The sequence below is a fragment of the Salegentibacter tibetensis genome, from assembly GCF_020164485.1.
Taxonomy (GTDB): Bacteria; Bacteroidota; Bacteroidia; order Flavobacteriales; family Flavobacteriaceae; genus Salegentibacter; species Salegentibacter tibetensis.
Genome location: NZ_JAIQZA010000012.1, coordinates 1 through 26,386, shown reverse-complemented (window position 1 = coordinate 26,386; position 26,386 = coordinate 1). Strand labels below are relative to the sequence as shown.

Sequence of the window (26,386 nt, the reverse complement as noted above, 5' to 3'; positions counted from 1 at the left end):
CTAACTAAAGATAAAAAGAAGAATAGGCTTAAACAGGGCGATTAAGACGATTTTAACGTGTATGAATGTTTATAAGTAGTTTACAAGTCTTTAATCGGGCTCGAATTTTGAGGTTTAAAGTTTATTAAATTTAAGAAAACAAGTTCTTATGATACCACGAGACCTTCAATTAGTAGAACTTAGGCCTGAGATCCCTTCGGCCAGAGTTTCAGAAAACATGAGTTTTGACGAACAATTTCAAAACAAAACTTTACGGCCCATTGCCAAACTTCAGGATGAATTGCTGCTGGAAGTTTTTAGAAATTACACTAAAAAACACAAGAACAAATTCTATGAACTCAAACTTGATCAGCGCTTTATTTATATTGAAAACGCTATTCAGAAAGATGTGAAATTCAGGAATAGCCTAAAGGGAATAATTATAGGACAATTCACTTTAGAAGAATATGCTGGTTATATCGAGAATTCTTCGGCCTTAAATAAGCGAATGATGAATATTGTAAAAGAGCGTTTGCAGAGCAATATTCAACTTTTAGAAGAGGAAGTAGCGTACTAGGAGTCCGATTAAGATAGTTATAGCAAAACTCATTAGTGTTCCTATAAGTACGTATTCAGTTTGTTTTCTCGCACTGGCATCGGTTTTATCACTAAAGCGTAAAATAGATTTTGCAGCGATAAGAAACCCTATTGCTGAAAAATTGTGAGTAAGAATAAAGGTTAGTACCAAAATCCTTTCAAAAATACCTATGTATCGACCTGCGGCTTCCAGGCTTTGATTTTCGCCATTGGGCTGAAGTTCGTTATGCCATCGCCGGGTGGCCTTACCAATTAAAAATCCGGTTGGGAAAATAACAAGTAAGTAGCCAATAATGATTGCTAAGATTTGAGGAGAAGAAAAGAATTCAGCAATAAAAGGAATCAATTCTGAAAAGCCTTCAATAAGATAGATCCAGACTAAAATTATTATTAAAATATGCCAAAACTGATCTATTAAAAACAGTTTTAAAGTGTCGCTTTTATGCTGAAGTTTCCATAAATCGATAAAAAAATGGCTGACACTAATTACTATCGGTATATACCATAAATGCCATTCCTGCAGAAAAATATAGGTAAGAAATCCTGCTAAAAATGAGTGAAAATATAAAAACCACGAACCCGCCTTTTTCTCCCGTTTGTGTTTTACCAGTTTGGTAGGTTGCAGCACAAAATCGGTTAAAATATGTGCCAGGAGGAGTTGAAGCAAGATTATTGTAGTTTCTTCCATAATTAAAAACTCTGGGCAGTTACATTTTCAAAACGTTTCAGCAGGATCGAAATTGCTTCCCATCCACAGGCCTTTTTTCGCTGGTTTACCGCCGATTGGCTGATTTTTAATATTTCGGCAATCTCGGTTTCCTTCATTCCTTTTAGTAAGTAGTAAACCACTTCTGCCGAAGCCTGGCTCCATTTTTCCATCACGGCATCCAGTAAAAACAAACTCGCCCCGAATTCTGCATTCAGACTATCTAAAGGAGTTTTTAAACGAATTTTCCTGGAATCGTTTTTCATTTCGTCTAATGTTCTTCCGGAGAATTGAAAAGCCTGCCCGTTGGATTCAGCCATAGAATCTCCTTTATAATCAAAAGTGCCAATACCTATGGCTATTTTTACATCGGCTAAAGTGCTTGCAGGTTTTTGATCTTTTAGTTTCACTTTATTTATAAGGCTTTTTATCCGTAGTGCAATTTGTAATGAATCCTGAAACCTTGAAATAACGCCCTGAAAACTATCACCTCTGTAAATTTTAAAATCTACTTCATCTTCAGCATATTCTTGCTGAAGTTTTTCAAATTCTGAATTTAAATTCTTTAAAATTTCATCTAAAAGAGCTTCAGAATAATTTGAAGAATCTACTAAATCGGCTGTAATAACGGCTATCATAATCCAAATATAACAAAATATATTAGTCCCAGGACTTATATTCATTATTTATAAGTACTAAGACTTATATTTATATATTATAAGTATATAGGCTTATAATTTAATAAATGTATGTGTTATTAAATTTTTCCTAAATGTTCTTTCAGCCTGCTTAGGTTATTTAATTTTAAAAAAATCAATAAAAAATACTATGGTAAGCAATAAGAAAGAACTTTATTTTAACTGCTTAAAAACTATAAATGAGCAAATAGAACGATATCAAAAGCAAATGGATAATATAAAAGAATCTATGGAAGCTAATGATATTAAAACAGATTATGATGAAGATAATAAAGGAGAACTTCTGGGCGATTTTGAAAAATTTGCAGGGCGTTTGAGCACTGCCCAGGAAATGAAAGAAAGTCTAAGTCGAATAGACCCTGATCATTATAGCGAAGTAATAAATCTTGGCAGTGTTGTAGAAACAAGCGGGAACTATTACTTTATTTCTGTTCCTATAGGTGAAATTGCTATGGAAGACGGAAGCAGCGTTTATGCCATTTCAACTGAAGCCCCTATTTATAAAGAAATGGTAGGCAAAAAAGAGGGTGAAACTTTCAACTTTAATGATGAAGAAGTTAAAATTACCGCAGTAGGTTAATTCCTATTCTGGGTATTCTACCCTAAGGTGAAAAATATTCTTAAGCTTACGTTTAAGGATTTTTTTCACCACTTGTATTTCCTTAAAAGTAATATTAGCGTTTAAGAACTGCTCTTCCTTCATTTGCTTATTAATAATCTTTTCTACAAAATTATCTATTACCCCGGCGGTAGGCTCTTTTAAACTTTTGCTAGCCGCCTCCACACTATCACACATCATTAAAATCGCGGTTTCTTTGCTGAATGGAATAGGCCCGGGATATCTAAAATCGTCTGCAACCGCATTTTCATTTCTTTCCTTTTCTTTCATATAGAAAAAGTAAACAGTAGTGGTCCCGTGATGCGTTCTAATAAAATCGATGACCCTATCGGGGAGGTTGTATTTTTTAGCAATTTCAATTCCATTAATCACATGGTCTGTAATAATCTGGGCACTTTCCCGAGGTTCCAATTCATCGTGAGAATTCACTGCTGAAGTTTGATTTTCAGAAAAATAGGTTGGGTTTTTCATTTTACCGATATCGTGGTATAGTGCTCCTACCCTAACCAACATCGCATTCGCATTAATTTCATTCGCAGCAGCTTCAGCCAGGTTTGCAACATTTAAAGAATGATGAAAAGTTCCCGGAGCTTTCTCTGAAAGTTCTTTCAGCAATTTAGCATTGGTATCAGAAAGTTCCAGCAGGGACATATCTGAAACCATTCCGAAGATTTTTTCATAAATGTAAATTAATGGCTGAACAAATAGCGTTGCCAGACCTCCCAGGAGAAACGTAAGTAAGACTTCAGCTTCCACATCGGCGATATTCCCTTCCTGAATAACCGTAAAAGCGAAATAGGAAATAATATACACCAAGGTTATTTGTCCTACCGAAATAAACAGGTTAGCCCTTTTGTAAAGCTCAGATACCGTTAGTATGGTTACAATCCCGGCAATAATTTGCAGGAACATATATTCATAACTATTGGGCACAATAAAGCCTAATAGAAGTACTGTAATTACGTGAGTAAACATCCCCAAACGGGCGTCAAAAAATGCTTTTAAAGTAAGTGGTAAAACACACAGTGGTACTACATACACATAATCTATATTAAAATTAACCACCAATTTGGTTAACAATACCATAAAGAGGATATTAAAGAAAATAAAGGTGACTTTTACATTGTTTTCAAATATTTCTTCCCTGTATTTTCTAATGAACAACAGGAGCATTAAAAGTGCCAGGGCAACCAGAACGCTGTAACCTACAATTATCCATTTGTAATTACTTTCACTCCAAACCTGCGATTCATATTCATTTTTAAGTGATCTAAGTATGTCGTATTTGTTGCCTTCTACCACTTCGCCACGAGCAATCACTCTACTTCCCTGCTCAATATTGCCGCGGGTATAAGAAATATTATCTAATTTACTTTGTAATTCCTTCTGGGTAAATCCACTATCAAAACTTACGTTGGGCTCTATAAGGTTAAAGAAAACTTCCAATAGCTCATTCTCGAAGTTTGATAGATTAGTTTCTTCAATTTTGGTATTTAGAAAATTTCTTACCTGATCCTGTTTTAGAATATTCTTATAGGAAATTTCAAAAGCTTCATTCCCCTTTCGTAAGTAAACTACCTGATTGTCCTCTATTCTATTATTAGACTGCAGTAAACCATATTCATAAACGTCTTCCAGAGTTTCATTTACAAAGCCAATAAATTGGGTTTCCCTGTTATTTAGAATGCTATCGGGAAAAACTTCCTGTACTACTTCAGGTACTTCAGATTTTACCTGCTTTGGGATTTCCTGGTTAAATTGCAAATATGGGGTGTGGTTGCTTATAATCTGCTGGCGCTCGTCCTGGATTTCTTCTTCAGATTTTAATATAGCGAAATCAAAAGGCGCATAAAGATTTTCATACTGCCATGGTTTCCCTTTGGGAATTTCATATTTAAAATTTCCACCTTTGGGAAGTAGGTAAACAATTAGCACCGCGGTAAGCGCAAATAAAAATACCTTGTAAAATAACGCCTGATTTTTATACAGGTTATTTACGATTTTCTTCATATAATTAGTGCTATTGCTCAAATGTACTAAAAAATAGCGGCCAAATTAGCGCTGTTGCTAAGTTCCTTATAAAATCACTAAATTCGCAAAAGAAGAAATAACTAAAACATAAATGATGAATAACGAAGTAGTAATTGTAAGTGCCGCAAGGACTCCGATTGGAAGTTTTTTAGGTAGCTTATCTACCGTAGAAGCTACCGATCTTGGTGCTGTGGCCATCAAAGGAGCTTTAAATAAAATTAAATTGAAACCCGAACTTGTACAGGAAGTTTTAATGGGAAATGTAGTGCAGGCGGGAGTTGGCCAGGCACCTGCCAGACAGGCTGCTCTTAAAGCCGGCATTCCAGATTCAGTTCCCTGTACAACCGTTAATAAAGTATGTGCCAGCGGGATGAAAGCCGTGATGCAGGGCGCACAATCTATTATGCTGGGACAAACTTCTATAGTAGTTGCCGGTGGAATGGAAAATATGAGTTTAATTCCACATTATCTATACCATAGAAAAGGTCAGAAATTTGGCCCTGCAAAAATGGAAGACGGAATGCAAAAAGATGGATTGGTAGATGCTTACGACCATAATGCAATGGGAGTTTGCGCCGATCTTTGTGCTACAGAGCATAGCTTTTCAAGAGAAGATCAGGATGCTTTTGCCATAAAATCATATGAGCGTTCTGCTCAAGCCTGGGCCGACGGGAAGTTTGATAATGAAGTTGTTCCGGTTATAGTTCCACAGCGTAAAGGAGATCCTTTAGTGGTAAAAGAAGACGAGGAATTCAAGAATGTGAGAATGGATAAAATAACTTCACTTCGCCCCGCTTTTAGTAAAGATGGAACCGTAACTGCTGCAAATGCTTCTACTATCAATGATGGTGCAGGAGCCGTGGTTTTAATGAGCCGCGAAAAAGCTGAAGAATTAGGTTTGGAAATCTTAGCCAGCATTAAAGGTTTTGCCGATGCCGCACAGGAACCAAAATGGTTTACCACGTCTCCAGCCAAAGCTTTGCCTTTAGCACTAAAAAATGCTGGCGTTGCCCAGGATGATATAGATTTCTTTGAATTTAATGAAGCCTTCTCTGTTGTAGGATTAGCGAATATGAAGATTTTAGGAATTAGCGACGAGATCACCAATGTTCATGGTGGTGCCGTTTCCCTTGGTCACCCACTGGGTTGCAGCGGAGTAAGAATTCTTATCACTTTATTAAACGTACTGCAGCAAAATAATGCTAAATTAGGAGCAGCCGCGATTTGTAATGGCGGTGGCGGTGCATCTGCAATGGTAATAGAGAGAAACTCTTAATTTTATATTTTTTATTGAATGCAATACGGAATTTGCCCCCTAAGCATTGTGCCACTTCGCGAAACCACATCTAATAATAGCGAAATGGTATCTCAGGTTCTTTATGGAGAACATTTTAAAATACTTGAAGAACGTGCCCAGTGGAGCAGGATTCGTGTTGCATTCGATAATTTTGAGGCCTGGATCTCAAATAAGCAATTGCTTAAAATCCCGGAAGAAACTTACTTCCGGTTAGACGAAGCTATTCCCAATTATTCTGCTGATCTTTTTGATTTTGTAACCGATCAAAACGGCCATCTTATCACCGTACCTATCGGAGCCGCTCTTAATGCTACAGGCTTACTAAATCATCAATTTGAAGGGCATTCAGTTTCGGGTGAAAAACTTAAGGTTGAAATTGTAAAAACGGCATTATTATATTTAAACAGCCCGTATTCCTGGGGCGGAAAATCGCCGTTGGGAATTGATTGCAGCGGACTTACGCAAATGGTTTATAAATTAAATGGATATCAGTTAAATCGAAATTCAGCCGATCAGGCTAAACAGGGAGAAGCGCTGAGTTTTATTGAAGAAAGTGAAGCTGGTGACCTTGCCTTTTTTGATGATAAAGATGGAGTAATAGATCACGTGGGCATTATGATGAACGATAACTACATTATCCACGTAGACGGAAAAGTACGTATAGATCGCATTGATCATTCCGGTATTTTTAATGCCGAATTAAAAAGGCATACCCACCAATTGCGCGTAATTAAAAAGATTATTTAACCCTTCGACTGCACTCAGGGTGAAAAGTAAAAATAAGTTAATAGATAATAATTTCAACCTTACCGAAAATCGTGAAAAAGCTTTGGTTTCCTGCTTTCCTTGGGAAATTTTAGTTTTTCGATTTTTTCTACGGAAGTTTTTTCTAGTGCTACTTTTACATTTAAGCCAGCTTGCAAATGCTCCTGAAGCTCATTAACTTCAGCAAAATCCTCCGGAATTCTAATTATGATCTCATCAGTTTGGGTTTCATTTAGCCTTGCTTCAATAACAAAGATTTTTAAAGACTGAAACGCTGTAAGTAAATTGATGATTTGCTGCGGATAAAGTGTTGTTCCTTTCAGCTTAATCATTTGCTGTTTGCGCCCTACCGGCGTGCCAATGCGTAGCGATTCCCTACCACATTCACAATTTTGCCCATAGAATTTCACCATGTCCCCGGTAGCAAACCTTATCAAAGGCATTGTTTGGGTTTGCAATGGAGTGACCACTAATTCTCCAATTTTCCCTGACTTAACCGGAAAACCGTTTTCGTCCAAAACTTCGGCAAAAATAAGCTCTGGAAGACTGTGATTACCGGTATGCAACTCGCACTCGGTAAACGCAGTACCCATTTCGGTACTGGCATAGGTAGAAAACAGTTCAATATCCCACAGTTCTTTGATTCTTTGTCCTAGAGAATTCAGGCTGAAATCTGGATTTCGCAAAGGCTCACCAATACAAACTGCAGTTTTAACCGAAGAATTTTTATAGTCGATTCCGTTTTGGATGGCAAAATCGATCATCTTTAATAAAAATGAAGGAACCGCCACAAGGAATCCGGGTTTGAATCTTTCTATAGATTCCCATTGCAAACCGGGAAGCCCGCTGCCGGTTCTTACAATCCCGGCACCCAGTTTTCTTAAACCAAGAAAATAAGCCATTCCGGCCATAAATCGGCGGTCTAAAGTCGTGGTAAGTTGCACAACGCTAGATTTTTTTACTCCGACCATTTCAAAAGACTGCCGCTCATTTTCTGCCAATCTTTCCAGATCTGAACCATTTAAGGCAAAACTCACAGGATTTCCCAAAGTCCCGGAAGTAGTAACATAATCTATTATTTCTTCCTGGGGAACTGCTAAAAACTCTTTATTATATTGTTGCAGGTCTTCCTTGGTGGTAATCGGGATTTTCCTGAAATCCTCATAAGACTCGATTTCCCCAGGGCTTATTTTATTATTGCTAAAATGCTTTTTATAGAAGCGAGAATTTGCCGAAACGTAACTTAACTGTTGTTTCAGCAATTTTTTATTTGCATTTATATAGTAAAAATTCGTCATTTACAGTCTGCGGTAAGATTTTTTAATCATTTTCTCTAAATATTCCTTGTCCGGCAAAGTGGTTACTTCCCTCCTTTTGCCCTGTTTATAATTAATCACCGCTTTTTTATATTCTTTTTGCTGAAAATAATAATCGCCGGCAATCTTATAAACCTCCCAGAAATGCGGATTTAAATATTTAAGTTCCTTGATTTTTTCTTCGGAAATTTTTCTTTCGGCAAAAATCGCTTCTGTAATTTCCCGACTTAATGTTCGATATTTTTCATAATCCTTATAAGTTTCTGTATTTACAAAAGGATCTTCAGCAATAGTTTCATCGGTCATCACGCTTCCTGAAACATTTCCGTCTTCAAAGTCTTTAAAAGCTTGTTCCAAATCGTAAGAAGCAAAAGCACCTAACTGATAAGGATTAGCCGAAACCCATACTTTCCGCTCTTCAGGCTTAAAAATGATGCCGTGATGGGCGAGCAATTGATTTATGGCCATTTCATTTCCCAGTCCTAGATTAGAACCTTTTAATCCTGCTTTGTCTCTTAAAATTCCAGCAGCTTTTGTAGGCGTTAATTTTTCATTTTCAGAAAGCAGTTCCCGCATTTTATCAAATCTATATTGTGTATGGCTCTCTTTTATGGCTTTTAAATTTCGATTATCTTCTACGTAAGCTTCACTTTGAAAATGGTTGCTACACACCAGTTCATTAGAATTTTCAACTTCGTAAACACCAAAATTTCCCGGCGCTACTTCTATTAAAATTGCCTTACGTTCATTAGCACTTCCCACCATAATAGATTCTGAAACAAAAACCTCTCGTTTTTTAGCAATTTCTATAGCTTCTTTGGTAGAAGATGCGTATTGCAAAATTTCCCGGGCAACCAGGCTAATAGGTGTCTTGGCCTGCAAAGGAATTTTACTCTTCCCGGCGTTTATGGTTACACTGATTCCTTTTTCATTTAAACCGCTTACAGATCCAATCATTCCGGCCCAGGTGTACATCATAAATTTATGCCCATCTACCGGGTTTATAAAAGCGGCAATTTTTTCTTCAGCAAACTCATCTCCTACATAAAAATCAAAATTCCTACCTAAAAGTAATTGACCGTCTTCAGTTTTTTCATCCCAGGCAGCAAACGAAGTACAACCCACCAGCATTAAATCCTGTAGTGCGTGACCAATATCGTGCGCCCCGTGAAAATAGAGCATCCTTATATAAGCCGGCGCAAAATCATTGTACTTTTCCAACCCAAAAAGCGATGTACCATAAATTTCCTGTTTGTATTCTTCAGGAACGTGCAGGTACATTTTTCTATTAAACCAGGTGACCGTTTTTTTTAGGAAATTTCGATATCCGGTTTCCGGAACCAATTTATAGATCTTCTCCATAAAAGCAGTTTCCTGTTTATGCATTAATTCGCGGGTAAGGCTACCGCTTATTACTCCTCGTTCCAGGGCATCGCCTTCAACGTAGAGTTCCCAAATTCCGTATTGATTTTTATAAAGGGAATTCTTTCCAATGCTATAATGCGTGTCGCTGTGTTTGATCCTGGTAGTATCAATTGCCTCAATTCCCGAAATATCGGGCCTGTCTTGCATAGAACGCTTTATTCCGCAGGAATTAAGGAGAAATAAAACCCCTAATAAAATAGATATTTTAATAAAAATTAGCTTCAATTAATCCATTCTTTTTAAAACCAGGATATTATTCTGCCGATATATAATCTCAAAATTTAAATCGATAAGCCACCGGTTTTCATATTCTGAAGTTAAAATAATCACTTTCTCAGCATACCGTGAGATATTTTCTTTTAAAACTGGAGTGATTTCTTCTGAAGGCTTTTCACTGATTATAAATACCAGATAATCCTTGAAATCTTCAGGCCATTCCTTGTTGATTTTAAGATTCTCAGCATTGCTTTGTGGCGTATTATTGGCAATATTTCTGTTTTCTTTATGTGTATCTAAAACAAAGAATTCATTTTCAGGATTCTTCATACTTAAAAAGATAGGGAGTATACCGAAATTGGAATTCAGCATAAAGATTTTTTCATCCGAATCTATAAACCCGGAAACCTTTAAAAATCGTTCCCTGTTTTGCGAAAATTCCTTTTTCGCTTTTGAAAAAACCGACTTATACCTGTAATTTCCTAAAACCGCATTTTTTAAATAGAGCTGTTCCTTGTTTTTCGATTTAATCACTAAAGCAGAGAAACTAAAAGGAGCTTTCTGCGCCACTTTTCTTCGGAAAAATAAAAGATCGAATATTTTAGTTTGAATTACAAAAGCCACTAAAACAGCGGTTAAAACCCCAATCACCGAAACAACAGAAACCGCCTGAAGTGCAGGATGTTTGGCAAAAACTAAGGCGCCAATTCCCAGTAATGTGGTTAAAACCGAAAGCAAAATAGAAGCCTGATAAGTTTTTAAAGCAGGTTTTCCGGTTTCGTATTCTTTAAGGCAGGCGTTGGTGATAAAAATGCTGTAATCCAACCCAAGCCCGAAAATAAAGGTGGAAATAATGATATTTAAAATATTGAATTCTATGTTTAAAACAGCCATAATTCCCAGGGTAATAATCCAGGTAATGGCAATTGGGAGCAAAGTGAGCACGCTAAGCAGTAAATTCCGGTAAAAAAGCAGTAAAACAATAAAAACCGCAATTAGAGAGAATAAAATAAGCTGGTTGAATTCACTCTTTAAATCCCCAAGTAAATCCTGGTTCATTTGTTTTCGGTCTATAGCGATAATTCCTTCCTCTTCTTGAAGTTCCTGTAAAACCTCCGAATTGGTTTTATCAAAACTAAGGGTACTGGTTACCGTAGAAAAACCCGGACTTCTGTTTATAAAATCGTCTAAATAAAGTGTTGAAACATCACGATAATCGTCCAGGAATATGCCGTTGAAATTTTTGTTTAATTGCTCGTAGAATTGGTTAAAACTCGCTGCTTTAAAGCCAAGTTCAGCAGATTCCCGCAAGAGATTATTTTTTAGGTTTTCCTTTTTAGAATCACTCCAAAATTCTTCCCAGGCTTCAATTCTTTCGGTTTGTTTATCGGTAGAAAGCACTACTCCGCCAATACTACTGAAACTTTTAACCTGTCCGTCCTCTTTCAAAGTTCTTAGATCCAGGTAAAGTTCGTTATTTCGGGAAAGGGCTTCATCTATATCTTTTCCATAGGAAACCAAATAGGTGGTATTCGCGGCATCACCTGAAATTCGTTTTATATTTTCTTCAGCCTTTTTTATGCTTTCGGGTTCATAATTAAGTTTCGAAATATCTTCGCTAAACCCAACTTTGGTAAAGAAGAACAAACCGCCGAGAAATAACAACAACACAAAGCCGACTAAAAATTTGTTCTGATAAAATCGTTGTGCAGCGAGTTTATCTACCCAGTTGCTTTTTTCTTTTTCTTTATTCTTAGGAGGATTATAAAATTGCGGAATAAGGATTAAAGCAAATACTGAAGCCGTTACTACACTAACAGCTGCAAAGATTCCTAAATCTTTCAGGGCTTCACTTTCAAGGAAAAGTAGGCATAAAAAAGCGATAGCTGTGGTAAAACTACTCATTAGAATAGGCTTGCTAACTTCCTGATATAGCGTTTTTACATCGGCATTATTTCTAAAATGAGTGAGGATATGCAGCGCATAATCAAGGCTTATTCCTAATAAAATCGCACCAATACCAAGGGAAATGGCCGAAACACTTCCTTTAAAGAAATACAATAATGTAATAGCGGTTAAAGCCCCTAATAAACTGGGAAGAAAAAGCAATAGCGGTACGTAAATTCTTCGGTAAAATAAAATTAATAGGACCAGCAAAATAGAAAAAGCTATGCTAAGCGTAAGCTGAATATCTCTTTTAACCTGTTTTGCGTTGGCAATGGCAAATAAAACCCCACCGAAGTATTCGGCATTAACTTCAGAATTCTCATTTAACTCTGAAATTATCTCATCTAAACGCTCTATAAAAACCTCATTATTTTTGGTCTCAGAAGCCGGATATTCAGGAGTGATAAAGAGCAATAAATGCTGCTCGTCTTTAGTTAGCAGGTAATTATTATAAATCTTAAAATTATCGTCTACCTGAAGTTCCTGCAATTTTTGTAAGCCCAGGTTTGTTATAGAAAGTGGGTCTTTAAAGAGAAATTGCTTGGTCACAAATCCGGTTGGGGAAATCAAGTCCCTGTAAGAACTTTCCAATCTTTCCTGAATACTGTCTTCCTGTAATCGGGAATTTATTTCCTCATAATCCCGCGCATTAAGGAATAACGGTAGGTTTTGGTAAACAAAGTCATAAACTTCTAAAATACCTTCATCAGGAATTTCTCCCTGGATTTTGGTAATATACTGAGGAAGTTCTTTATTTAAGGAATCAATGAGTTGACTTGCATATTCAGTAAGTTTTTTAGGATTTTTTTCTTCCGAAGAAACCGCGATAATGAGTTTATCTGAAAACTCGGTATTATTGAGTACTTTTCTTAAAACATCCTGTTTTTCCCCGGAAGGTATAAGCTTAGTTATATCTTCTTCCAGCTGAATTTTAGAAGCAAAATATCCACCACCAAGCACAAACAGCAGCAGAAGCAAAAAACCAATCGCTTTTTGCCTCCGGAAAAAATAATAAAGCTTTAGGAAAAAGTTGTGCATTTAAGGTTTTACCACCTGTTTTTGGTTTGTTACCGAAAATAAGAAATAAAACACAATCCATAGCAGTAGCGCGACGATTCCTGCCAGGGCAAAACTACCAATGATATACTGCCATAAGCCAAGAAAAATATCGGCTGTAGAATCAAAATCTTCCGGTCTTAATTCCCAGGCCAGTCCGCGGCCGGTGAGCAAAGATCCGGCTTGATAACTGGCGTAAATAATAAACGGAATTAATGGTGGAATGCTAATATTGCTGAATAAAAAAGCTACTACTTTATTGAGTTTAAACATTGCAGCCAAACTAAACACCAATAATGTATGTAAACCCCAAAATGGTAAAATCCCAACAAAAACGCCCAATGCAATCGCTGCCGCTTTTTTATGTGCCGGCTCCTGACTTTTAACAATATTTTCTTTCCAGAAACGCTTATAGCCTTTCTTTCTAAAATCCTGGTACGTATCTCGCGGATGGATATAGAAAAAACTCACCAAAACAAACCAGATATAAAGTAGCGTAATCCTGGTGATATCCCAAAAAGGTCGAAAATGCGTAACCCGGTCTTCTTCATAAAAAACCTTTATCGGCACATTTCTCACCTTAACTTTACGCCAGGCAGCTTTTACAATAATCTCGATTTCAAGCTCAAACTTATTGGTATAAAGTTTTATCTGGTTAATCACTTTTAAAGGATAAAGTCTGTAACCGCTTTGGGTGTCGGTGAGCTGGGTACCGGTTACTACCAAAAACCAGAAATTGGAAAACTTATTTCCGGTGGTACTTTTTCCAGGAATGCCGTCCTGGCCCATATTACGGTCTCCAACCAGTAAAATTTCAGAATCAGGATTTTTCTCTTCCAAATGACTAAGAAAAACATCCAGATCATCAGGATAATGCTGCCCGTCTGAATCTATGGTTATTGCATATTCGTAGCCAAGATCCTCGGCAATTTTAAAGCCTTTTTTTAATGCTTCGCCCTTACCCCTGTTTTCATCAAAATGTTGAATATTTATTTCAGAAAAATCTTTGAGTATTTCTTTAGTAGCATCGGTAGAACCATCATTAATCACCAAAAGATTAGAGGTATATAACAGTAAATCCTGTAAAACGCTACCCAGACTTTTTTCGTTGTTATAAGTAGGAATTATAATACAACAATTTAAAGCTTCAAATCTAGACTGATGTATTGGTTCGTGGTTCAAATCAAAATGGCTTTATTTGCAAAAGTAAAATTAAAAAGTAAAGCACAAACTCTTAAAAGTTTAAGATTCAACTTTTTTATAAATAGAGTTGATTTTCAATGAAATACCGGCAGAATTTTTAGCGATACCTTTAAGTTTTATTTCCTGATTTTCCTCCGTAATTTCAGTTTCAAGATTTAAAATTGCATCGGTATTTGGATCTACCACAGCCATAAATTTCACGTTATTCCCTTTTTTAAACTGAAGTTTACAAGCACAACGGCGCTCCGCTTCTTCTTTAAACAAATTCATTAAAATAACGCCTGGAGTTACCGGCCTTCCGGGGAAATGCCCATCGTAAATAGCGTGGTCTTTATTGATCTTTATTTGAGTGATATTTTTATCGTCTTTCTCTGAAGAATCTAAAACAGAATAAAAATTCTTTAATAACATGTATTGGCTGGTTGTTGGTACAGGACTAAATTACACAGAAAATTTAGCATTTTTAAGCTTTTAGAAACAATTTATGGCTCAAATACGGTTGCAGGTATATCCCGATTGATACTAATATTACTGAATTCAATAATCGTTGCGTCACCGGATTCTTCCATTAAATTTACCTGCTCTACAATATTCTCCCCATTAAAAAGCAAATGGATCTCAGCAAACATCGCTTTTAAATTTTTATCTTTCGGAATTATTAAAGCAGAAACCAGATCGTTTTCGCGGGTGAAAGAAATATCAAAATTCTCATTATCCTGGAGCAATTTTCCATTCACACTTCCCGTAATAAGTTTAGCAATTTTATCAAAAAGTTTATTAGAATTGGTATTTCTCACACTTTTATCCCCGGCATCATTGATATGAAGTTCACCTTCTATAAACAAAATGATATAATCCTGCGGTTCAGCATACTCCCATTTTAGTTTTTCAGGATTTTGGTAATAAAGTTTTCCGCGGCTTACAGATTCCTCCGTGATCATTTCAATTTTCTTTGTTTGAACAAAATCAGCTTCCAAAGTTTCAAGTTTATTGGCTTTTGCCAGCATTTCTTCTTGAAATTTAGTAACCTCCTCTTTGGAAAGTTCTTCCTGAGCTACCAGATTCAGACTTAAAAACAGAAGGAGAATATTAAGAATACGCATTGATTTCCAGTAATTTATCAGGCCTTACAACCTCATATTGATTATTTTTCAAAAATAGCAACAACTGTTCCAGTATGTTAACGGTTTTAGCATTATTATCGTGCAAAAGGATAACCGCTCCCGGCCTAAGCCTTTTTTTGATTCGTTCTAAAACAATTTCTTCAGAAGAAAGCACCGCATCAAAGGATCTAATGCTCCAACCTATGGATTGCATCCCGGTTTCCTGAAGCGCCTTCTGCGTTTTTGGACTTACAATTCCGAAAGGAGGTCTAAAGAGTTTCATCGTTATTCCGGCTGTCTCTTCAGCAATTTTATTGCAGGCTTCAATCTCCCTCACAATGGTTGATACGCTTAGAGCTCCCATTTTTCTGGTATGGCTATAAGTATGGTTGCCTACAAAATGACCTTTTTCTATAATCTCTTTAAAAATTCCCGGGTGCTTTTTAATGTTTTTCCCTATACAGAAAAACCCGGCTTGCGCGTTGTACTTTTCCAAAACCTTCAAAATTTCAAGGGTATTTTCTACCGGACCGTCATCAAAACTAATGGCGATTTGTTTTTCTTTAATTTTTCGGTTTTCACTAATAGAGTTTACAAAAAAATTAAACCGAACATTTGTAGATACAGTCAGCAAAAAAAGCAGGTAGAAAAAAATAAAAGTTAATACGTACCAAAATGAGGCAAAACCAAAAAACGCCAGCACCAAACCCGCGAAAAGCAGAAGGACAACAACCGTGTTTATAATTTTAAACCGCACTGAGTAAGATTAAACTGTGATCCCTGCCAAGATACTGATTGTAAATAAGAATGGTCTTAGGAACACTACATTCTAACTTATTTAGCTTAAGAATTTCAGGAATCTCTCCAGATTTTAAAATATTGGCAGCCAGATAGACCGCATAGCCCGAAGCCGTATCAAAATCGCCAATTAAATGTTTATAGGCTAGTTGCGTTGTATTTTTAAACAGCTTTTCTTGAGGATTTTTATAATAATGGTCATACCGGTTATCACCATTAATACCTAAAATCACCGTATCTACAGCTGCTAAATCCAGTTTATTTATTTTTAGAAAAGCTTCTATTTCATCATTGATTTTCTCTGGCTGAATGGAATTTTTCATGAACACACTTTGAAATTCAGCGTAAGTATTTTGCTTTTTTTCTTTTGACAGGGCGAAAAAGTGTGCCCCTTCTGAAGTAATCGTGCCCGTCGAATCTTCCTTCAGTAAATCAGTATTTTTAATTGGGTCCGGTTTTAATTGCCCATCGAGTTTTCTGAAAGATGTGATTTTTTCCGAAATCTCATCTACTCCCCCAACCAGAACCGAATTTATCTCAGGATTTTCACTGAATTGCATTTGGGCATCTAAAAAAGCCGTTTCTAGGGAAACAGAATTTTGGGTGTAGGTTACATTATAATTCTTGCAGCCCAAATTCAAAGCGATTTGCCCGCCAATAGTGTTGTGGGTAGATTGAATAAAGGAAGTCGGGGTCAATAATTTTTCATCCTGATCCAGCAAATTCTCCAGGAATTTTTCGGTGTCCTGTTTACAACCTTCGCCGGTCCCGGTAATAATTGCTTCGGGGATTTCAATCTCTGCTTCATTTAAAGCAATTTTCGCCGAAGTTATCCCCATTTTTATCGCTTGAGACATTCGCCTTAAAGCCATAGGTTTTATAAACTCCTTATAATTTGGTGAAATTGCCGGGAAGATATTCTCGTGATAAAGCCTTGCCGCTTCCCAGGAAATCACATCCCCGGGCTGTGCCGAAATACTACCAATCCCGTTAATGTATATTTTATTCTCCATTTTTACTAAAAATTAATGAAGTACAATTTCCTCCAAACCCAAAAGAGTTGGAAAGTACGTGATCTATAGGTTTCGCTTTTAATTGAGTTACGGGGATAAAACCTGAACTGTCCATTGGGTCGGAAAAATTGAGATTGGCAAAAACCTCTTGGTGTTGAATTGATAACAGGCTATAAACCGCTTCCAATGCTCCCGCCGCAGCTAAAGTATGCCCAGTAAAAGCTTTCGTAGAACTAAAATCGGGTGAATTTTTAAAAAAAATTCGCTTTAAGGCTTTAGCTTCTGCACTATCATTATTTTTAGTTGCAGTTCCATGAGCGTTTATATAATCTATTTTTTCCGAAGAAATCCCAGCGGTTTTCATGGCTTTTTGCATCGCTAAAAATGCCCCTTCCCCATTTTCCGAGGACGCGGTTTGGTGAAATGCATCATTGGCATTCCCATATCCCGAAATCCTACCTAAAACCGGTTTTACATTTAGCTCTTCTTCGGCTTCTAAAACCAGATAAGCAGCGCCTTCGCCAAGATTTAAGCCGTTGCGGTTTTCATCAAAGGGTTTGCAATGCTCATCAGATAAAATCATTAACGAATTAAATCCGTTGAGTGTAAACTTGGTAAGGCAATCTGTTCCGCCAACAATTACACGCTTTAGTTTTCCAGCTTTAATCATCCTGGCACCCAGCATAATCGCGTTAGCTCCTGAGGAACAGGCAGTACTTATCGTACTTACAAATCCCGTAATCCCAAAGTGTTCAGCGATTATTTCAGTTGTAAATCCTGGATGTTGCGCTCGGATAAATCTGCTGTTCTCCGCTTTTCCTTCCGTAAATTCTTTAAAATAAGTTTCGGTAGCATCCATTCCGCCTACGCTGGTTCCTGAAATAAACCCAGTCCCCCCATCTATTTTCAGCTTAGATTGAGTTATAGCTTCGCTAACGGCAAAGGCTCCCAGTAGGGCTGCCCGTGTAAAACTATGATTTTTGGGAAGGTTTAAATCTTGAGCAAGAGTTTCATTGGAAATTTTAATTTCCCCAACCGGTAAATCCCGATGGATTGTTTTAAGGATTTCAGGAGAAGAAATTCCGTGTTTTCCTAAAATTAAAGAGCGATAGTTCTCCCCGGTGTCGTTGCCAATAGCAGAAATAATCCCCATTCCGGTAATGGCAACAGCTTTATTCATAAACTATTTCGTTCGGTTTTCTTCTATATAGGTCGCCATTCGGTCTATGGAAACAAAAATCTCCTTGCCCTGGGTAGGATCGGTAAGTTTTATCCCGTAATCTTTTTCCAAAAGCACAATAAGCTCCAGCGCGTCTATGGAATCCAGGCCAAGGCCATCGCCAAAAAGCGGTTCCTCGTTGCCAATATCGGCGGGTTCCATATCTTCCAGGTTGAGTTGCTCGATGATACTTTCTTTAAGTTCAGTGTGTAGGTTTTTCATTTTCAGCGCAATATATTTTTTTGAGGTTTTCTTCGGAAAATGGAATATTCTTTTCCTTTGAAACCAGGCACAAAAATACATCATATTCGCCATTTTGCAAGTCTAACCAGCCACAAAGCACTTCGGGGGCTTTTTCTGAAAGCAATAAAGATTCGGTATAACTCTGTAACAATTCGGCATTAAAATTTTCAGAAATAAAAAAAGCATTCTCGCTTTGCAACTTAAACTTAATGCTTATCTCCCCCAAAACAATGTTTGGCAGGGTATAAACGAAAAGTGAAGGCGAGGCAAAAGTCTTTGTACTGTCCTGAAACTGCCTGTCGGTTTCCAAACTGGAAGCATTGTTGGAGAACACCAGAGCAGTATCTTTTGTTGCTTTATTTTTTCTGAAAATAATTTCAGAAGCCAAAATTCCTAATTTCGACAGTCCGTCCATTTTATGGAATTTAGGATATTCCAGCTTCAAATTGTCGTAGGCAGCTTTTAGAAATGGATTTAATTCATCTTCCGAAAATGCAAAAACCGACTCTTCTGAATTAAAAATTGCACCATTTTTAATCTTAATCCAATCCTGTATGTAAAATTGATTTGGCATTTTATTTTTTTTCCGCTTTAAAAATCAAAGCCAGGTTGCAGCCACCAAAACCAGATGCGGTTTTTAATGCATAACTGATTTCCTGTTTCTGATTTTCTCGAATAACATTTAGTGGTTTCGAAACGCCCAATTCCCCGAAATTTTTAGAAGCAAATAATTCATTATTCAACATTGAATGTTTGGTGATAATGCTTTCTATTAAAGCCGAAGCACCCAGCGTATGCCCGTAAAAGCCCTTTAAGCTATGGAGTGGTGTTTCCTCTAAACCGGAACGGTGAAAAGCCATACTTTCCATCTCATCATTATACACCGTAGCCGTGCCGTGCGCTGATAAAAAACCGATTTCTTCTGAGGAAATCGAAGCCTCTTTTAGGACTTTTTGAATGCTTTTATACAATCCTTTCCCGGTCCGGGACGGTCCTGAAATATGGTTTGCATCATTAGCTGAAGCGTCGCCAATTAAGTTAATAACTCCTGAAATTTTAGGTTTTTCAGTACTTACCAAAATAGCGGCTGCTGCTTCACCCAGGCTTATCCCATCACGATCTTTGGAAAAAGGCCTGCAGGCCTCAGCGCTTAAAGCCTGGAAAGAATTAAAACCAGAGATCACAAAGTCACTAACTAAATCGGCTCCTACTACAATAGCATTTTTAATTTTTCCTGAATCACACAGCCTTCTTGCTACTGCGAGTCCCAAACCACCCGAAATACAGGCGTTGGAAACAATTATAGGGGTTTGGATAAAACCAAAAAAATTAGCGACAACTTTTCCCAATTGGCCTAATTTTAACCGGTTTTCAGGAAAATCACCGGGTTCTTTTAAAAGGTTGATGTTGCCTTTAGTTGTAGCAATGATTAGAGCGGTTTCAGTTAGATCCAGGTTTATATTTTTATCTAAAATCTGCTTTACTGCCAGTAGGATCATTTTTTCCAGTTTGGTGAAATCTTCAGTAGCTCCAATTTCTGAAAAAGTTTGGTTTAAAAGTGATTCATCAATAATTCCGGCAAAAAAAGGATTTTCGGTAATTTCAGGTTTTTGCTGAAGTTTTAAACCTGACCTCCCCTCACGAATCGCCTGGATATTTTCTTCTATAGAAAATCCAAGTGGAGAAATAATCGCATCATCTAACAGGTAGAGATTCTTCATTAAAGCAGCTTCATTTTCTTTTTCCAATCTAAGAAAAACGGCGGATTATTTAACACCAATTCCTGGTTTTCATCCAGAAAAACCTGTAAGGTTTCCCCGGTACAAATCAGATTTTCTCCTTTAAAGATTTTATATGTGAAATTTATTTTTGCGGCTTCAGAATTTATAAAAGTGGTTTCCACCCGAAACGCATCGCTGTATTTTAATGGTAATTTATGTTCACAAAGAGATTTTACAATGGGCGTGGAAAAGCCTTCTGCCTGGGCATCGAGATAGGAAATACCGTGTTCCCTACCAAAATCTTCGCGTCCCTCTTCAAAATACTTCAGGTAATTGCCGTGCCATACAATTTGCAGGGGATCACATTCGTGAAAACGAACCCTTAGATTTGTAATTGTGGTTAAGGATTTTTCCAGCATTTTGTTTTAATTTAATAATAGTGTTCATTTTTTCCATCGATAAAAAAACGAACCAAAAAATCTAGGCTTACGAAACTTTATCTAAATTTTATTCGAAAAATCAGTCTACGGTAACGGTTTTCATTTCTGAAGTGGCTAAAAGCTTTCCTTCTTCATCTAGAGTACGTGCGCCAACAGAGGTAACGTTCATAAACTCCTGCAAAATTTCCACATAAGTCACCAGTTTGCTGCCGGCTTTTGGAAGTTCCAAGATTTCCACATTTTTAATCGCTCCTATAAACCCCGTTTTTGGCTTGTCAAGTCCGCTTAAAAATCCCTGATAACCGCGCCAAAGCGACATACTTTGTGCCATATGCTCAATAAGTCCTGGTTCAGAAAAATTAGCATCTTCTACCAAAATATTATTTTTAGGTATGGTGAAGCCGGTGGTTCCAGTTTTCTCGGTGTATTCCAGCAAACTATCTACCATCACAAAGGGCGGTTTCTGCGGAATTAATTCTAAAATTCGATCTAATTCTAAAATCGGGTCTTTGAGTAAATTTTCTGCCATAAGCTGTTTTTAGCTGAAATCGTTCCAGTAATCGTAATAATTATACCATTGATGCGGATACTTTTTTAACATAGTTTCCAGGTTTTCAAGATAAGCTTTTAATAGAATTTTTGCATCATTTTTCTCAGGATTATAAGGCCTGGCATAGAAATGATAATGAAAATTCTTCTCCCTCATAATGTGTACAAACAATACTGGAATTTTATTACGCGCTGCCAGTTTAAAGGGTCCCTGCGGAAATCTCACCGCTTCCCCCATAAAATTATGAGTAAAAGTTTTGGCATTTTCGATATAACGATCGGCGGCAAAAACAAGAAGTTCGTTGTTTTGAAGCGCTTTGTTCATTTCAAAAATATGGGAAAGATCGTCTTTTAAAACGATAAGTTTTATAGCCGACTTACCAGTTACTGAGTCCAGGTAATTTTTTATCTCTTCGTGTTCTAAATCAGTAACCACAAGGTTTACAATTTGATGATTGTTCTTATCATCAAAAAAATGTTTGGCAAGATTGAAATTTCCAATGTGTGCGGTAAGTAAGATCCCGCCTTTTTTCTGTTCCAGTAAATTTTCAATGTGGTGAATCCCATCAAACTCAAAGCTATATTTATGTTTTAATCCAGAAGCGATAGCTATTCGGTCTAGTTGAATCTTTCCGAAAGTGAAATAGCTTTTATAAACACTAAAAGCTGCTTTGAAACTGGAATAGCCCAGGCGTTTTCTGAACAAATAATAAACACTTTTGGTAGAATTAAACGCGAAAAACACAAAATAGAGCGCCACAAAAAGAAGAACAAAATAGGAAACGTAAAGCCCGAAAGTTTTGATGATGAAAACGTAAATTCTCAATCCCACCACGGTACCGCGCGATTGTCCCTTCCAATTCGCCATAATTTAAGAATAGAGTCCGCCGTTAATATTTATTACCTCACCGGTAATATAAGAAGCTTTTTTAGAAGCCAGGAAACTTACCAGATTGGCTACTTCTTCGGCTTCGCCAAAACGGTTTAAGGGAATTAATTTTTTAAGTTCGTTTTCATCAAAATCGGCTGTCATGTCTGAAGTGACAAAACCCGGTGCAACGGCATTTACGGTAACCTTTCTTTTCCCTATTTCCTGCGCCAGGGCTTTAGTGGCAGCAACCATCGCTCCTTTTGCCGCAGAATAATTCACCTGCCCGGCATTGCCTTTTAATCCAGAAAGGGAGACGATATTAATAATGCGACCATAACGGCGTTTCAGCATATTTTTTATCAAGGGTTGCGTTACATTGTAAAAACCGTTTAAGCTGGTATTGATTACCGAGTGCCAATCTTCCGGTTTCATCCACATAAAAAGTCCGTCGCGGGTAATCCCTGCATTATTCACAATTACTTCAATTTCTGCATCAGGATTATTTTTGCTGAAATCTTTCAGTGTTTTTGTAGTTTTTTCAGCATCAGCCACATCAAATTGAAGCAATTTGCAATTTACCCCTTCAGCTTCTATAAGCTCTTTAGTAGCGGTAGCAGCATCGGTATTGGAATGGAAATTCAGCAAAATATTATAGCCCAGCTCCTTTGCCAGGTTTAGGGCAATCGCTTTTCCAATTCCGCGGGAAGCACCGGTGATTAGGGCGTATTTCATTGAATTTTTAGGTTTCAGTTAGGTCTCGACTGCGCTCGACCTGACATTCTTAATAAACTTCGTTACTCTTGAGATAATTCTTTACTTCGGCATTGATTTTATACAATGGGAAATCTTCTTTTATTTCTGGAATTATTTTGTTCATTTCTTCCAAAATCTCCCGGGTCTTTTGCGAGAGTTGTTCATCAAAATCCAGATAACGCAAAGCCTGAACAATAGTAATAATTTCGACCGAAAGTACCTCAAAAGCATTGTCGATAACGGTTTTTGTGATATTGGCTGCGTTAGTGCCCATACTCACAATATCCTGATTGTCGTTATTGTTGGGAATACTATGAATATACATTGGATTAGAAAGCGTCTGATTTTCGGCTGTTGTAGAAACCGCGGTAAACTGCGCACCCTGCATCCCGAAATTTAAGCCCAGTTTTCCCAAATTCACAAATGGAGGTAGAATATCGTTGAGTTTATTGTTCAGTAAATAATTCAGTTGGCGTTCGGCAAGCATCGATAGTTTAGTGATAACAAGTTTTAATTTATCCATTTCCAGAGCCACATAATCCCCGTGGAAATTTCCGCCGTGATATACGTGCTTGTTTTCCACATCTATAATGGGATTATCGTTGGCAGAATTTACTTCTTCAATTAAAATTTTAGCGGTATGTTCCAGGGTATCGTAAACAGGGCCGAGAATTTGCGGCACACAACGTAAACTGTAATATTCCTGTACTTTTTCTTCGAAATACGTATTTTTATCGGCCGCATCGTTGTACAAATGCTCATTACGGTCACGGGTAAGTTTGCTGTCTTTTAAATGATTTCTCATTTTTTCGGCGATCTTTTGCTGACCTATATGTTTTTTAGCGGAGTTAAGCTCTTCAGATAAATGGTCGTCGTATGCCTGAACGATCTCATTGATCGCCGAAGAACAAAAAACCGACCAGTTAAGCAGGCGTTTGGCGAAAATGATATTTACAATCCCAATGCCCGTCATTGCCGAAGTGCCGTTCATTAAAGCCAGGCCTTCCCTGATTTCAATTTCTATAGGATCAATATTTTCTTCGGAAAAAACTGCTTTGGTTTCGCAGCGTTTACCTTTATAAAAAACTTCTCCTTCCCCGATTAAAACCAGTCCCAGATGCGCCAGTTGCACCAAATCTCCTGAAGCTCCTACCCCACCGTGTTCAAAAATTAAAGGTGTAATATTCTTATTGATAAGTTGCTGCATAACTTCAGCAACCGATTTGTGAACACCAGATTTTCCTAAGGAAAGCGTATTTAAACGGGCGAGCATTAAAGCTTTTACGTACAGCGGCTCCATTGTTTTTCCGGAACCTGAAGAATGACTTCGAATTAAATTATACTGAAGCTGAATACGGTCTTTATTCTTAATTTTGTATTGCGCCATGGGGCCAAAACCGGTGTTTACGCCATAAATAACTTTATTCTGGGAAAACTCGTTTAGAAATTTAAAACTGGCTTCGATTTTCTCAAGGCTCTGTGAGGAAGACTGAATTTCAGTATTTTCAAACAAAACATTATAAAAATCATCCAGGCTAAGGGAATCATTAATTTGGAGCATAGACCTCATTATTCTTAGGAATCTTAACAAATGTACTATATTTAGCCCGTATTTAAAATTGCTGATTTTAGATTTAGAACGAATATTTATTACTAAGTAAACTACCTCGGGGCAAGCCCCAAGAGGCATTACTGGAAAATATTCTTGATTTCGAGCCAAGCCTCGGAGCATTAAAATCTCGATTATCGAGTAAAAATCTGCGAAACCTTTAAAATGAAACAGCTTAGCACCCAGGTCTTAATTATTGGCGCCGGTCCTTCCGGAATGGTCGCTGCCGGATATTTACAAAAATCCGGGATAGATTGTTTGGTGGTAGAGAAAAATACCTTTCCGCGTTTTAGCATTGGTGAAAGCCTACTTCCCAAAAGCATGGATAATTTTAAGGAGGCAGGATTACTGGAAGCTATTAAAACCGAAGGATTTCAGAAAAAATACGGCGCCAGGTTTATAAAAGGCGACAAAGTTGGGGAATTTGATTTCAGTGAAAAATATGGAGAAGGCTGGGATTGGACCTGGCAGGTTCCCAGGGCTGATTTTGATTTGGTATTAGCAAATGAAATTCAACGAAAAGGAGTTGAAATCCTTTTTAATGCTGAAGTTACAAATGTTAATTTCTGCGGAAAAAAATCTATTACTGAAATAGTGATCAATTCCGAAGAAAAAATGGAAATCAAAGCTAATTTTATAATTGATGCCAGCGGCAACGGAAGAGTTTTGGCTCATCAATTAAAGTTGAATGCATCCCCTAAAATTACCGGTAATTCATCCATATTTACCCATATTAAAGAAACAAACCGCCCAAAAGGTAAAGAAGGCGAATTGATAACCTTTGAAGTTTTGGACAATAAAACCTGGTTCTGGTATTTTCCTTTTTCTAACGGAAATTCAAGCCTGGGTTTTGTAAGTAATAATGACTGGTTTGGAGATTTCAGCAGTGATAATTCAGTAGCCTTTAAGGAAATGCTGAAAAAACTGAAATATTATAAGAATAGATTTGATGATGAGCCTTTTCTATTTGAACCCATAAAAATGCCAAATATCTCCCGAAACGTAAAAAAAATCTATGGCGAAGGATTTGCTTTAACCGGCAACAGTGCAGAATTTCTTGATCCTGTTTTCTCGTCGGGTGTAGCTTTTGCAACAGAATCTGGGTTACAGGCAGCCAAACTTGCCAGGCTTGAAATAAAAGGAAGGGAAGTTGATTGGGAGAAAGATTATGCGGAATATATGGAATCAGGAATTTCGGTATTTAGCAGTTATGTAAAAGAATGGTACTCCGGGAATTTACAAAAGCTGTTTTTTCACGAAACCCCAAAAACTGAAATAAAAGAACAAATTTGCGCGGTTTTAGCCGGTTATGTTTGGAATAAGAGCAATCCCTTTGTAAAGAATCACCGGCGAATTATTAAAAATGTAGCCCAGTTAATAGACCAGGAAGGGATAAATGTTTAAAAACTTTATAACTTAAAATTCTGATGGCAAAGCTTTTAAAAATTAGCGTTCATTTAATTGCATTCTTTAGCCTAAAAAGTTTGGAAGGTAAGTAAGTAAAAGTTACATTTGCAACCGCAAAAATGTTTGCGCGTTCTTAAATATTGGAGAGGTGGCAGAGTGGTAATGCAGCAGCCTGCTAAGCTGTCATCCTTTTTGGATGCCCGGGTTCGAATCCCGGTCTCTCCGCAAGATCTTTTAGTCTGCGGATTTTTATTCTCCTTTTCTTCTGGAAAAGATAGGGATAATCTTCCTCCGTCTCCCGGACTGCTTTTTGAAAGAGTATTTTGGATCGGAAAGGCTAAAATTTTTGATGGTATATTTACCATCAAGCTACGAGGTGTAGACCCCACATAAAGTCGGGATAAACTCCGCCTAATTATCGCACCGAGCGCGATTAATAAATTACTCGGGGTGTAGCCCTTCGATAAATCTTTATCAAGATTTACTCAGGACAGGCTCCGCCCGGTTCCCGGTCTACTTTTAAAAGTAACCTTGAACCACGAATTTGAAACTTTGAACGATAGCGTAAGCTATCAGCTACGGGGTGTAGCGTAGCCCGGTTATCGCGCCTGCTTTGGGAGCAGGAGGCCGCAGGTTCGAATCCTGCCACCCCGACTTTTACAAGTTATATTTTAACATAAAAAAGGGTAATTGTATGGTTTTCATATAGTTACCCTTTCTTTTTGTGCTTAAATTTTAACAAATAGTGTTAAATTTTATGTGAGTTCATCGTGAGTTCACTGTGAATTTGTGAGTTTATCGTGAG

The 26,386-nt window shown here is 37.3% G+C and carries 25 protein-coding genes and 2 tRNA genes; 7 read left to right on the top strand and 20 right to left on the bottom strand.

Annotated elements, in window-relative coordinates; genetic code table 11:
- The first annotated feature begins 148 nt into the window (after window positions 1-148).
- Window positions 149-556 (top strand): glyoxalase, encoded by a 408-nt coding sequence (locus LB467_RS08075; protein WP_224473528.1) that lies wholly within the window; start codon window positions 149-151, stop codon window positions 554-556.
- Here LB467_RS08075 and LB467_RS08070 read toward each other — a convergent pair.
- Window positions 533-1,264, bottom strand: coding sequence for a DUF3307 domain-containing protein (locus tag LB467_RS08070; RefSeq protein ID WP_224473527.1), 732 nt, complete (start codon window positions 1,262-1,264; stop codon window positions 533-535). The genes LB467_RS08075 and LB467_RS08070 overlap by 24 nt on opposite strands.
- Window positions 1,265-1,266: 2 nt before the next feature.
- Window positions 1,267-1,920 carry a SatD family protein gene (locus tag LB467_RS08065; RefSeq protein ID WP_224473526.1) on the bottom strand — a complete coding sequence of 218 codons (654 nt, stop codon included), beginning with the start codon at window positions 1,918-1,920 and terminating at the stop codon, window positions 1,267-1,269.
- 190 nt (window positions 1,921-2,110) lie between these two features.
- Between LB467_RS08065 and LB467_RS08060 the strand changes: the two genes are divergently transcribed.
- A complete protein-coding gene (locus tag LB467_RS08060; protein ID WP_224473525.1) occupies window positions 2,111-2,560 on the top strand; it encodes a transcription elongation factor in 450 nt (149 codons plus the stop codon).
- A 3-nt stretch (window positions 2,561-2,563) separates the two neighbouring features.
- On the opposite strand, the gene LB467_RS08055 is transcribed toward LB467_RS08060, so the two are convergent.
- Window positions 2,564-4,609 (bottom strand): HD family phosphohydrolase, encoded by a 2,046-nt coding sequence (locus tag LB467_RS08055; protein WP_224473524.1) that lies wholly within the window; start codon window positions 4,607-4,609, stop codon window positions 2,564-2,566.
- 115 nt (window positions 4,610-4,724) lie between these two features.
- Here LB467_RS08055 and LB467_RS08050 point away from each other — a divergent pair, with 115 nt between their 5' ends.
- Together LB467_RS08050 and LB467_RS08045 are read left to right on the top strand one after the other, a co-directional pair.
- Window positions 4,725-5,906 (top strand): acetyl-CoA C-acyltransferase, encoded by a 1,182-nt coding sequence (locus LB467_RS08050; RefSeq protein WP_224473600.1) that lies wholly within the window; start codon window positions 4,725-4,727, stop codon window positions 5,904-5,906.
- A gap of 18 nt (window positions 5,907-5,924) precedes the next feature.
- Window positions 5,925-6,674 (top strand): C40 family peptidase, encoded by a 750-nt coding sequence (locus LB467_RS08045; RefSeq protein ID WP_224473523.1) that lies wholly within the window; start codon window positions 5,925-5,927, stop codon window positions 6,672-6,674.
- Between the two features lie 59 nt (window positions 6,675-6,733).
- On the opposite strand, the gene LB467_RS08040 is transcribed toward LB467_RS08045, so the two are convergent.
- The 17 genes from LB467_RS08040 to LB467_RS07960 form a co-directional block, all read right to left on the bottom strand.
- The gene (locus LB467_RS08040; protein WP_224473522.1) at window positions 6,734-7,990 is read right to left on the bottom strand and encodes a phenylacetate--CoA ligase family protein; all 1,257 of its coding nucleotides are present in this window, start codon (window positions 7,988-7,990) and stop codon (window positions 6,734-6,736) included.
- Window positions 7,991-9,658 carry a C45 family autoproteolytic acyltransferase/hydolase gene (locus tag LB467_RS08035; protein ID WP_224473521.1) on the bottom strand — a complete coding sequence of 556 codons (1,668 nt, stop codon included), beginning with the start codon at window positions 9,656-9,658 and terminating at the stop codon, window positions 7,991-7,993. It lies immediately after the preceding gene.
- Window positions 9,659-12,634: an MMPL family transporter gene (locus LB467_RS08030; protein WP_224473520.1), complete on the bottom strand. Its 2,976-nt coding sequence runs from the start codon at window positions 12,632-12,634 to the stop codon at window positions 9,659-9,661.
- Window positions 12,635-13,834, bottom strand: a complete 1,200-nt coding sequence (locus LB467_RS08025) for a DUF2062 domain-containing protein (protein WP_224473519.1) — start codon at window positions 13,832-13,834, stop codon at window positions 12,635-12,637.
- A gap of 60 nt (window positions 13,835-13,894) precedes the next feature.
- On the bottom strand, window positions 13,895-14,266 hold the full coding sequence (locus tag LB467_RS08020; protein WP_224473518.1) for a hydroxymyristoyl-ACP dehydratase: 372 nt from the start codon (window positions 14,264-14,266) through the stop codon (window positions 13,895-13,897).
- Window positions 14,267-14,337: 71 nt separating this feature from the next.
- Window positions 14,338-14,958, bottom strand: coding sequence for a LolA family protein (locus LB467_RS08015; RefSeq protein ID WP_224473517.1), 621 nt, complete (start codon window positions 14,956-14,958; stop codon window positions 14,338-14,340).
- The gene (locus LB467_RS08010) at window positions 14,945-15,592 is read right to left on the bottom strand and encodes a polysaccharide deacetylase family protein (protein ID WP_224473516.1); all 648 of its coding nucleotides are present in this window, start codon (window positions 15,590-15,592) and stop codon (window positions 14,945-14,947) included. Before LB467_RS08010 ends, LB467_RS08015 begins: the two co-directional genes overlap by 14 nt.
- Window positions 15,593-15,704: 112 nt before the next feature.
- Window positions 15,705-16,769, bottom strand: a complete 1,065-nt coding sequence (locus LB467_RS08005; protein WP_224473515.1) for a beta-ketoacyl synthase chain length factor — start codon at window positions 16,767-16,769, stop codon at window positions 15,705-15,707.
- Window positions 16,759-17,949 (bottom strand): beta-ketoacyl-[acyl-carrier-protein] synthase family protein, encoded by a 1,191-nt coding sequence (locus LB467_RS08000; RefSeq protein WP_224473514.1) that lies wholly within the window; start codon window positions 17,947-17,949, stop codon window positions 16,759-16,761. The genes LB467_RS08005 and LB467_RS08000 overlap by 11 nt, the downstream gene beginning before the upstream one ends.
- Before the next feature lie 3 nt (window positions 17,950-17,952).
- Window positions 17,953-18,210, bottom strand: a complete 258-nt coding sequence (locus LB467_RS07995; RefSeq protein WP_237690420.1) for a phosphopantetheine-binding protein — start codon at window positions 18,208-18,210, stop codon at window positions 17,953-17,955.
- Window positions 18,191-18,805 (bottom strand): hypothetical protein, encoded by a 615-nt coding sequence (locus LB467_RS07990; RefSeq protein WP_224473513.1) that lies wholly within the window; start codon window positions 18,803-18,805, stop codon window positions 18,191-18,193. Before LB467_RS07990 ends, LB467_RS07995 begins: the two co-directional genes overlap by 20 nt.
- A 1-nt stretch (window position 18,806) precedes the next feature.
- Entirely contained in the window at window positions 18,807-19,952 is a 1,146-nt protein-coding gene (locus LB467_RS07985; RefSeq protein WP_224473512.1) for a beta-ketoacyl synthase N-terminal-like domain-containing protein, read from the bottom strand.
- Window positions 19,952-20,371, bottom strand: a complete 420-nt coding sequence (locus LB467_RS07980; RefSeq protein ID WP_224473511.1) for an acyl-CoA thioesterase — start codon at window positions 20,369-20,371, stop codon at window positions 19,952-19,954. Before LB467_RS07980 ends, LB467_RS07985 begins: the two co-directional genes overlap by 1 nt.
- A gap of 100 nt (window positions 20,372-20,471) precedes the next feature.
- On the bottom strand, window positions 20,472-20,921 hold the full coding sequence (locus tag LB467_RS07975; protein ID WP_224473510.1) for a hypothetical protein: 450 nt from the start codon (window positions 20,919-20,921) through the stop codon (window positions 20,472-20,474).
- Between the two features lie 9 nt (window positions 20,922-20,930).
- Window positions 20,931-21,809, bottom strand: coding sequence for an LpxL/LpxP family acyltransferase (locus tag LB467_RS07970; RefSeq protein ID WP_224473509.1), 879 nt, complete (start codon window positions 21,807-21,809; stop codon window positions 20,931-20,933).
- A 3-nt stretch (window positions 21,810-21,812) separates the two neighbouring features.
- On the bottom strand, window positions 21,813-22,544 hold the full coding sequence (gene fabG / locus LB467_RS07965) for a 3-oxoacyl-ACP reductase FabG (protein WP_224473508.1): 732 nt from the start codon (window positions 22,542-22,544) through the stop codon (window positions 21,813-21,815).
- A 49-nt stretch (window positions 22,545-22,593) separates the two neighbouring features.
- Window positions 22,594-24,126 (bottom strand): HAL/PAL/TAL family ammonia-lyase, encoded by a 1,533-nt coding sequence (locus tag LB467_RS07960; protein ID WP_224473507.1) that lies wholly within the window; start codon window positions 24,124-24,126, stop codon window positions 22,594-22,596.
- A gap of 213 nt (window positions 24,127-24,339) precedes the next feature.
- Here LB467_RS07960 and LB467_RS07955 point away from each other — a divergent pair, with 213 nt between their 5' ends.
- From LB467_RS07955 to LB467_RS07945, 3 genes are all read left to right on the top strand, one after another.
- Entirely contained in the window at window positions 24,340-25,578 is a 1,239-nt protein-coding gene (locus LB467_RS07955) for an NAD(P)/FAD-dependent oxidoreductase (RefSeq protein ID WP_224473506.1), read from the top strand.
- 145 nt (window positions 25,579-25,723) lie between these two features.
- Window positions 25,724-25,806, top strand: a tRNA-Ser gene (locus LB467_RS07950).
- A 354-nt stretch (window positions 25,807-26,160) separates the two neighbouring features.
- Window positions 26,161-26,235 (top strand) — tRNA-Pro (locus tag LB467_RS07945).
- Window positions 26,236-26,386: the final 151 nt, after the last annotated feature.

What these genes read in the sequence shown, in the direction of transcription:
- LB467_RS08075 (WP_224473528.1), top strand. Translation starts at nt 149, where the DNA reads ATGATACCACGAGACCTTCAATTAGTAGAACTTAGGCCTGAGATCCCT.
- LB467_RS08070 (WP_224473527.1), bottom strand. Translation starts at nt 1,264, where the DNA reads ATGGAAGAAACTACAATAATCTTGCTTCAACTCCTCCTGGCACATATT.
- LB467_RS08065 (WP_224473526.1), bottom strand. Translation starts at nt 1,920, where the DNA reads ATGATAGCCGTTATTACAGCCGATTTAGTAGATTCTTCAAATTATTCT.
- LB467_RS08060 (WP_224473525.1), top strand. Translation starts at nt 2,111, where the DNA reads ATGGTAAGCAATAAGAAAGAACTTTATTTTAACTGCTTAAAAACTATA.
- LB467_RS08055 (WP_224473524.1), bottom strand. Translation starts at nt 4,609, where the DNA reads ATGAAGAAAATCGTAAATAACCTGTATAAAAATCAGGCGTTATTTTAC.
- LB467_RS08050 (WP_224473600.1), top strand. Translation starts at nt 4,725, where the DNA reads ATGAATAACGAAGTAGTAATTGTAAGTGCCGCAAGGACTCCGATTGGA.
- LB467_RS08045 (WP_224473523.1), top strand. Translation starts at nt 5,925, where the DNA reads ATGCAATACGGAATTTGCCCCCTAAGCATTGTGCCACTTCGCGAAACC.
- LB467_RS08040 (WP_224473522.1), bottom strand. Translation starts at nt 7,990, where the DNA reads ATGACGAATTTTTACTATATAAATGCAAATAAAAAATTGCTGAAACAA.
- LB467_RS08030 (WP_224473520.1), bottom strand. Translation starts at nt 12,634, where the DNA reads ATGCACAACTTTTTCCTAAAGCTTTATTATTTTTTCCGGAGGCAAAAA.
- LB467_RS08020 (WP_224473518.1), bottom strand. Translation starts at nt 14,266, where the DNA reads ATGTTATTAAAGAATTTTTATTCTGTTTTAGATTCTTCAGAGAAAGAC.
- LB467_RS08015 (WP_224473517.1), bottom strand. Translation starts at nt 14,958, where the DNA reads ATGCGTATTCTTAATATTCTCCTTCTGTTTTTAAGTCTGAATCTGGTA.
- LB467_RS08005 (WP_224473515.1), bottom strand. Translation starts at nt 16,769, where the DNA reads ATGGAGAATAAAATATACATTAACGGGATTGGTAGTATTTCGGCACAG.
- LB467_RS08000 (WP_224473514.1), bottom strand. Translation starts at nt 17,949, where the DNA reads ATGAATAAAGCTGTTGCCATTACCGGAATGGGGATTATTTCTGCTATT.
- LB467_RS07995 (WP_237690420.1), bottom strand. Translation starts at nt 18,210, where the DNA reads ATGAAAAACCTACACACTGAACTTAAAGAAAGTATCATCGAGCAACTC.
- LB467_RS07990 (WP_224473513.1), bottom strand. Translation starts at nt 18,805, where the DNA reads ATGCCAAATCAATTTTACATACAGGATTGGATTAAGATTAAAAATGGT.
- LB467_RS07985 (WP_224473512.1), bottom strand. Translation starts at nt 19,952, where the DNA reads ATGAAGAATCTCTACCTGTTAGATGATGCGATTATTTCTCCACTTGGA.
- LB467_RS07980 (WP_224473511.1), bottom strand. Translation starts at nt 20,371, where the DNA reads ATGCTGGAAAAATCCTTAACCACAATTACAAATCTAAGGGTTCGTTTT.
- LB467_RS07975 (WP_224473510.1), bottom strand. Translation starts at nt 20,921, where the DNA reads ATGGCAGAAAATTTACTCAAAGACCCGATTTTAGAATTAGATCGAATT.
- LB467_RS07970 (WP_224473509.1), bottom strand. Translation starts at nt 21,809, where the DNA reads ATGGCGAATTGGAAGGGACAATCGCGCGGTACCGTGGTGGGATTGAGA.
- fabG (WP_224473508.1), bottom strand. Translation starts at nt 22,544, where the DNA reads ATGAAATACGCCCTAATCACCGGTGCTTCCCGCGGAATTGGAAAAGCG.
- LB467_RS07960 (WP_224473507.1), bottom strand. Translation starts at nt 24,126, where the DNA reads ATGCTCCAAATTAATGATTCCCTTAGCCTGGATGATTTTTATAATGTT.
- LB467_RS07955 (WP_224473506.1), top strand. Translation starts at nt 24,340, where the DNA reads ATGAAACAGCTTAGCACCCAGGTCTTAATTATTGGCGCCGGTCCTTCC.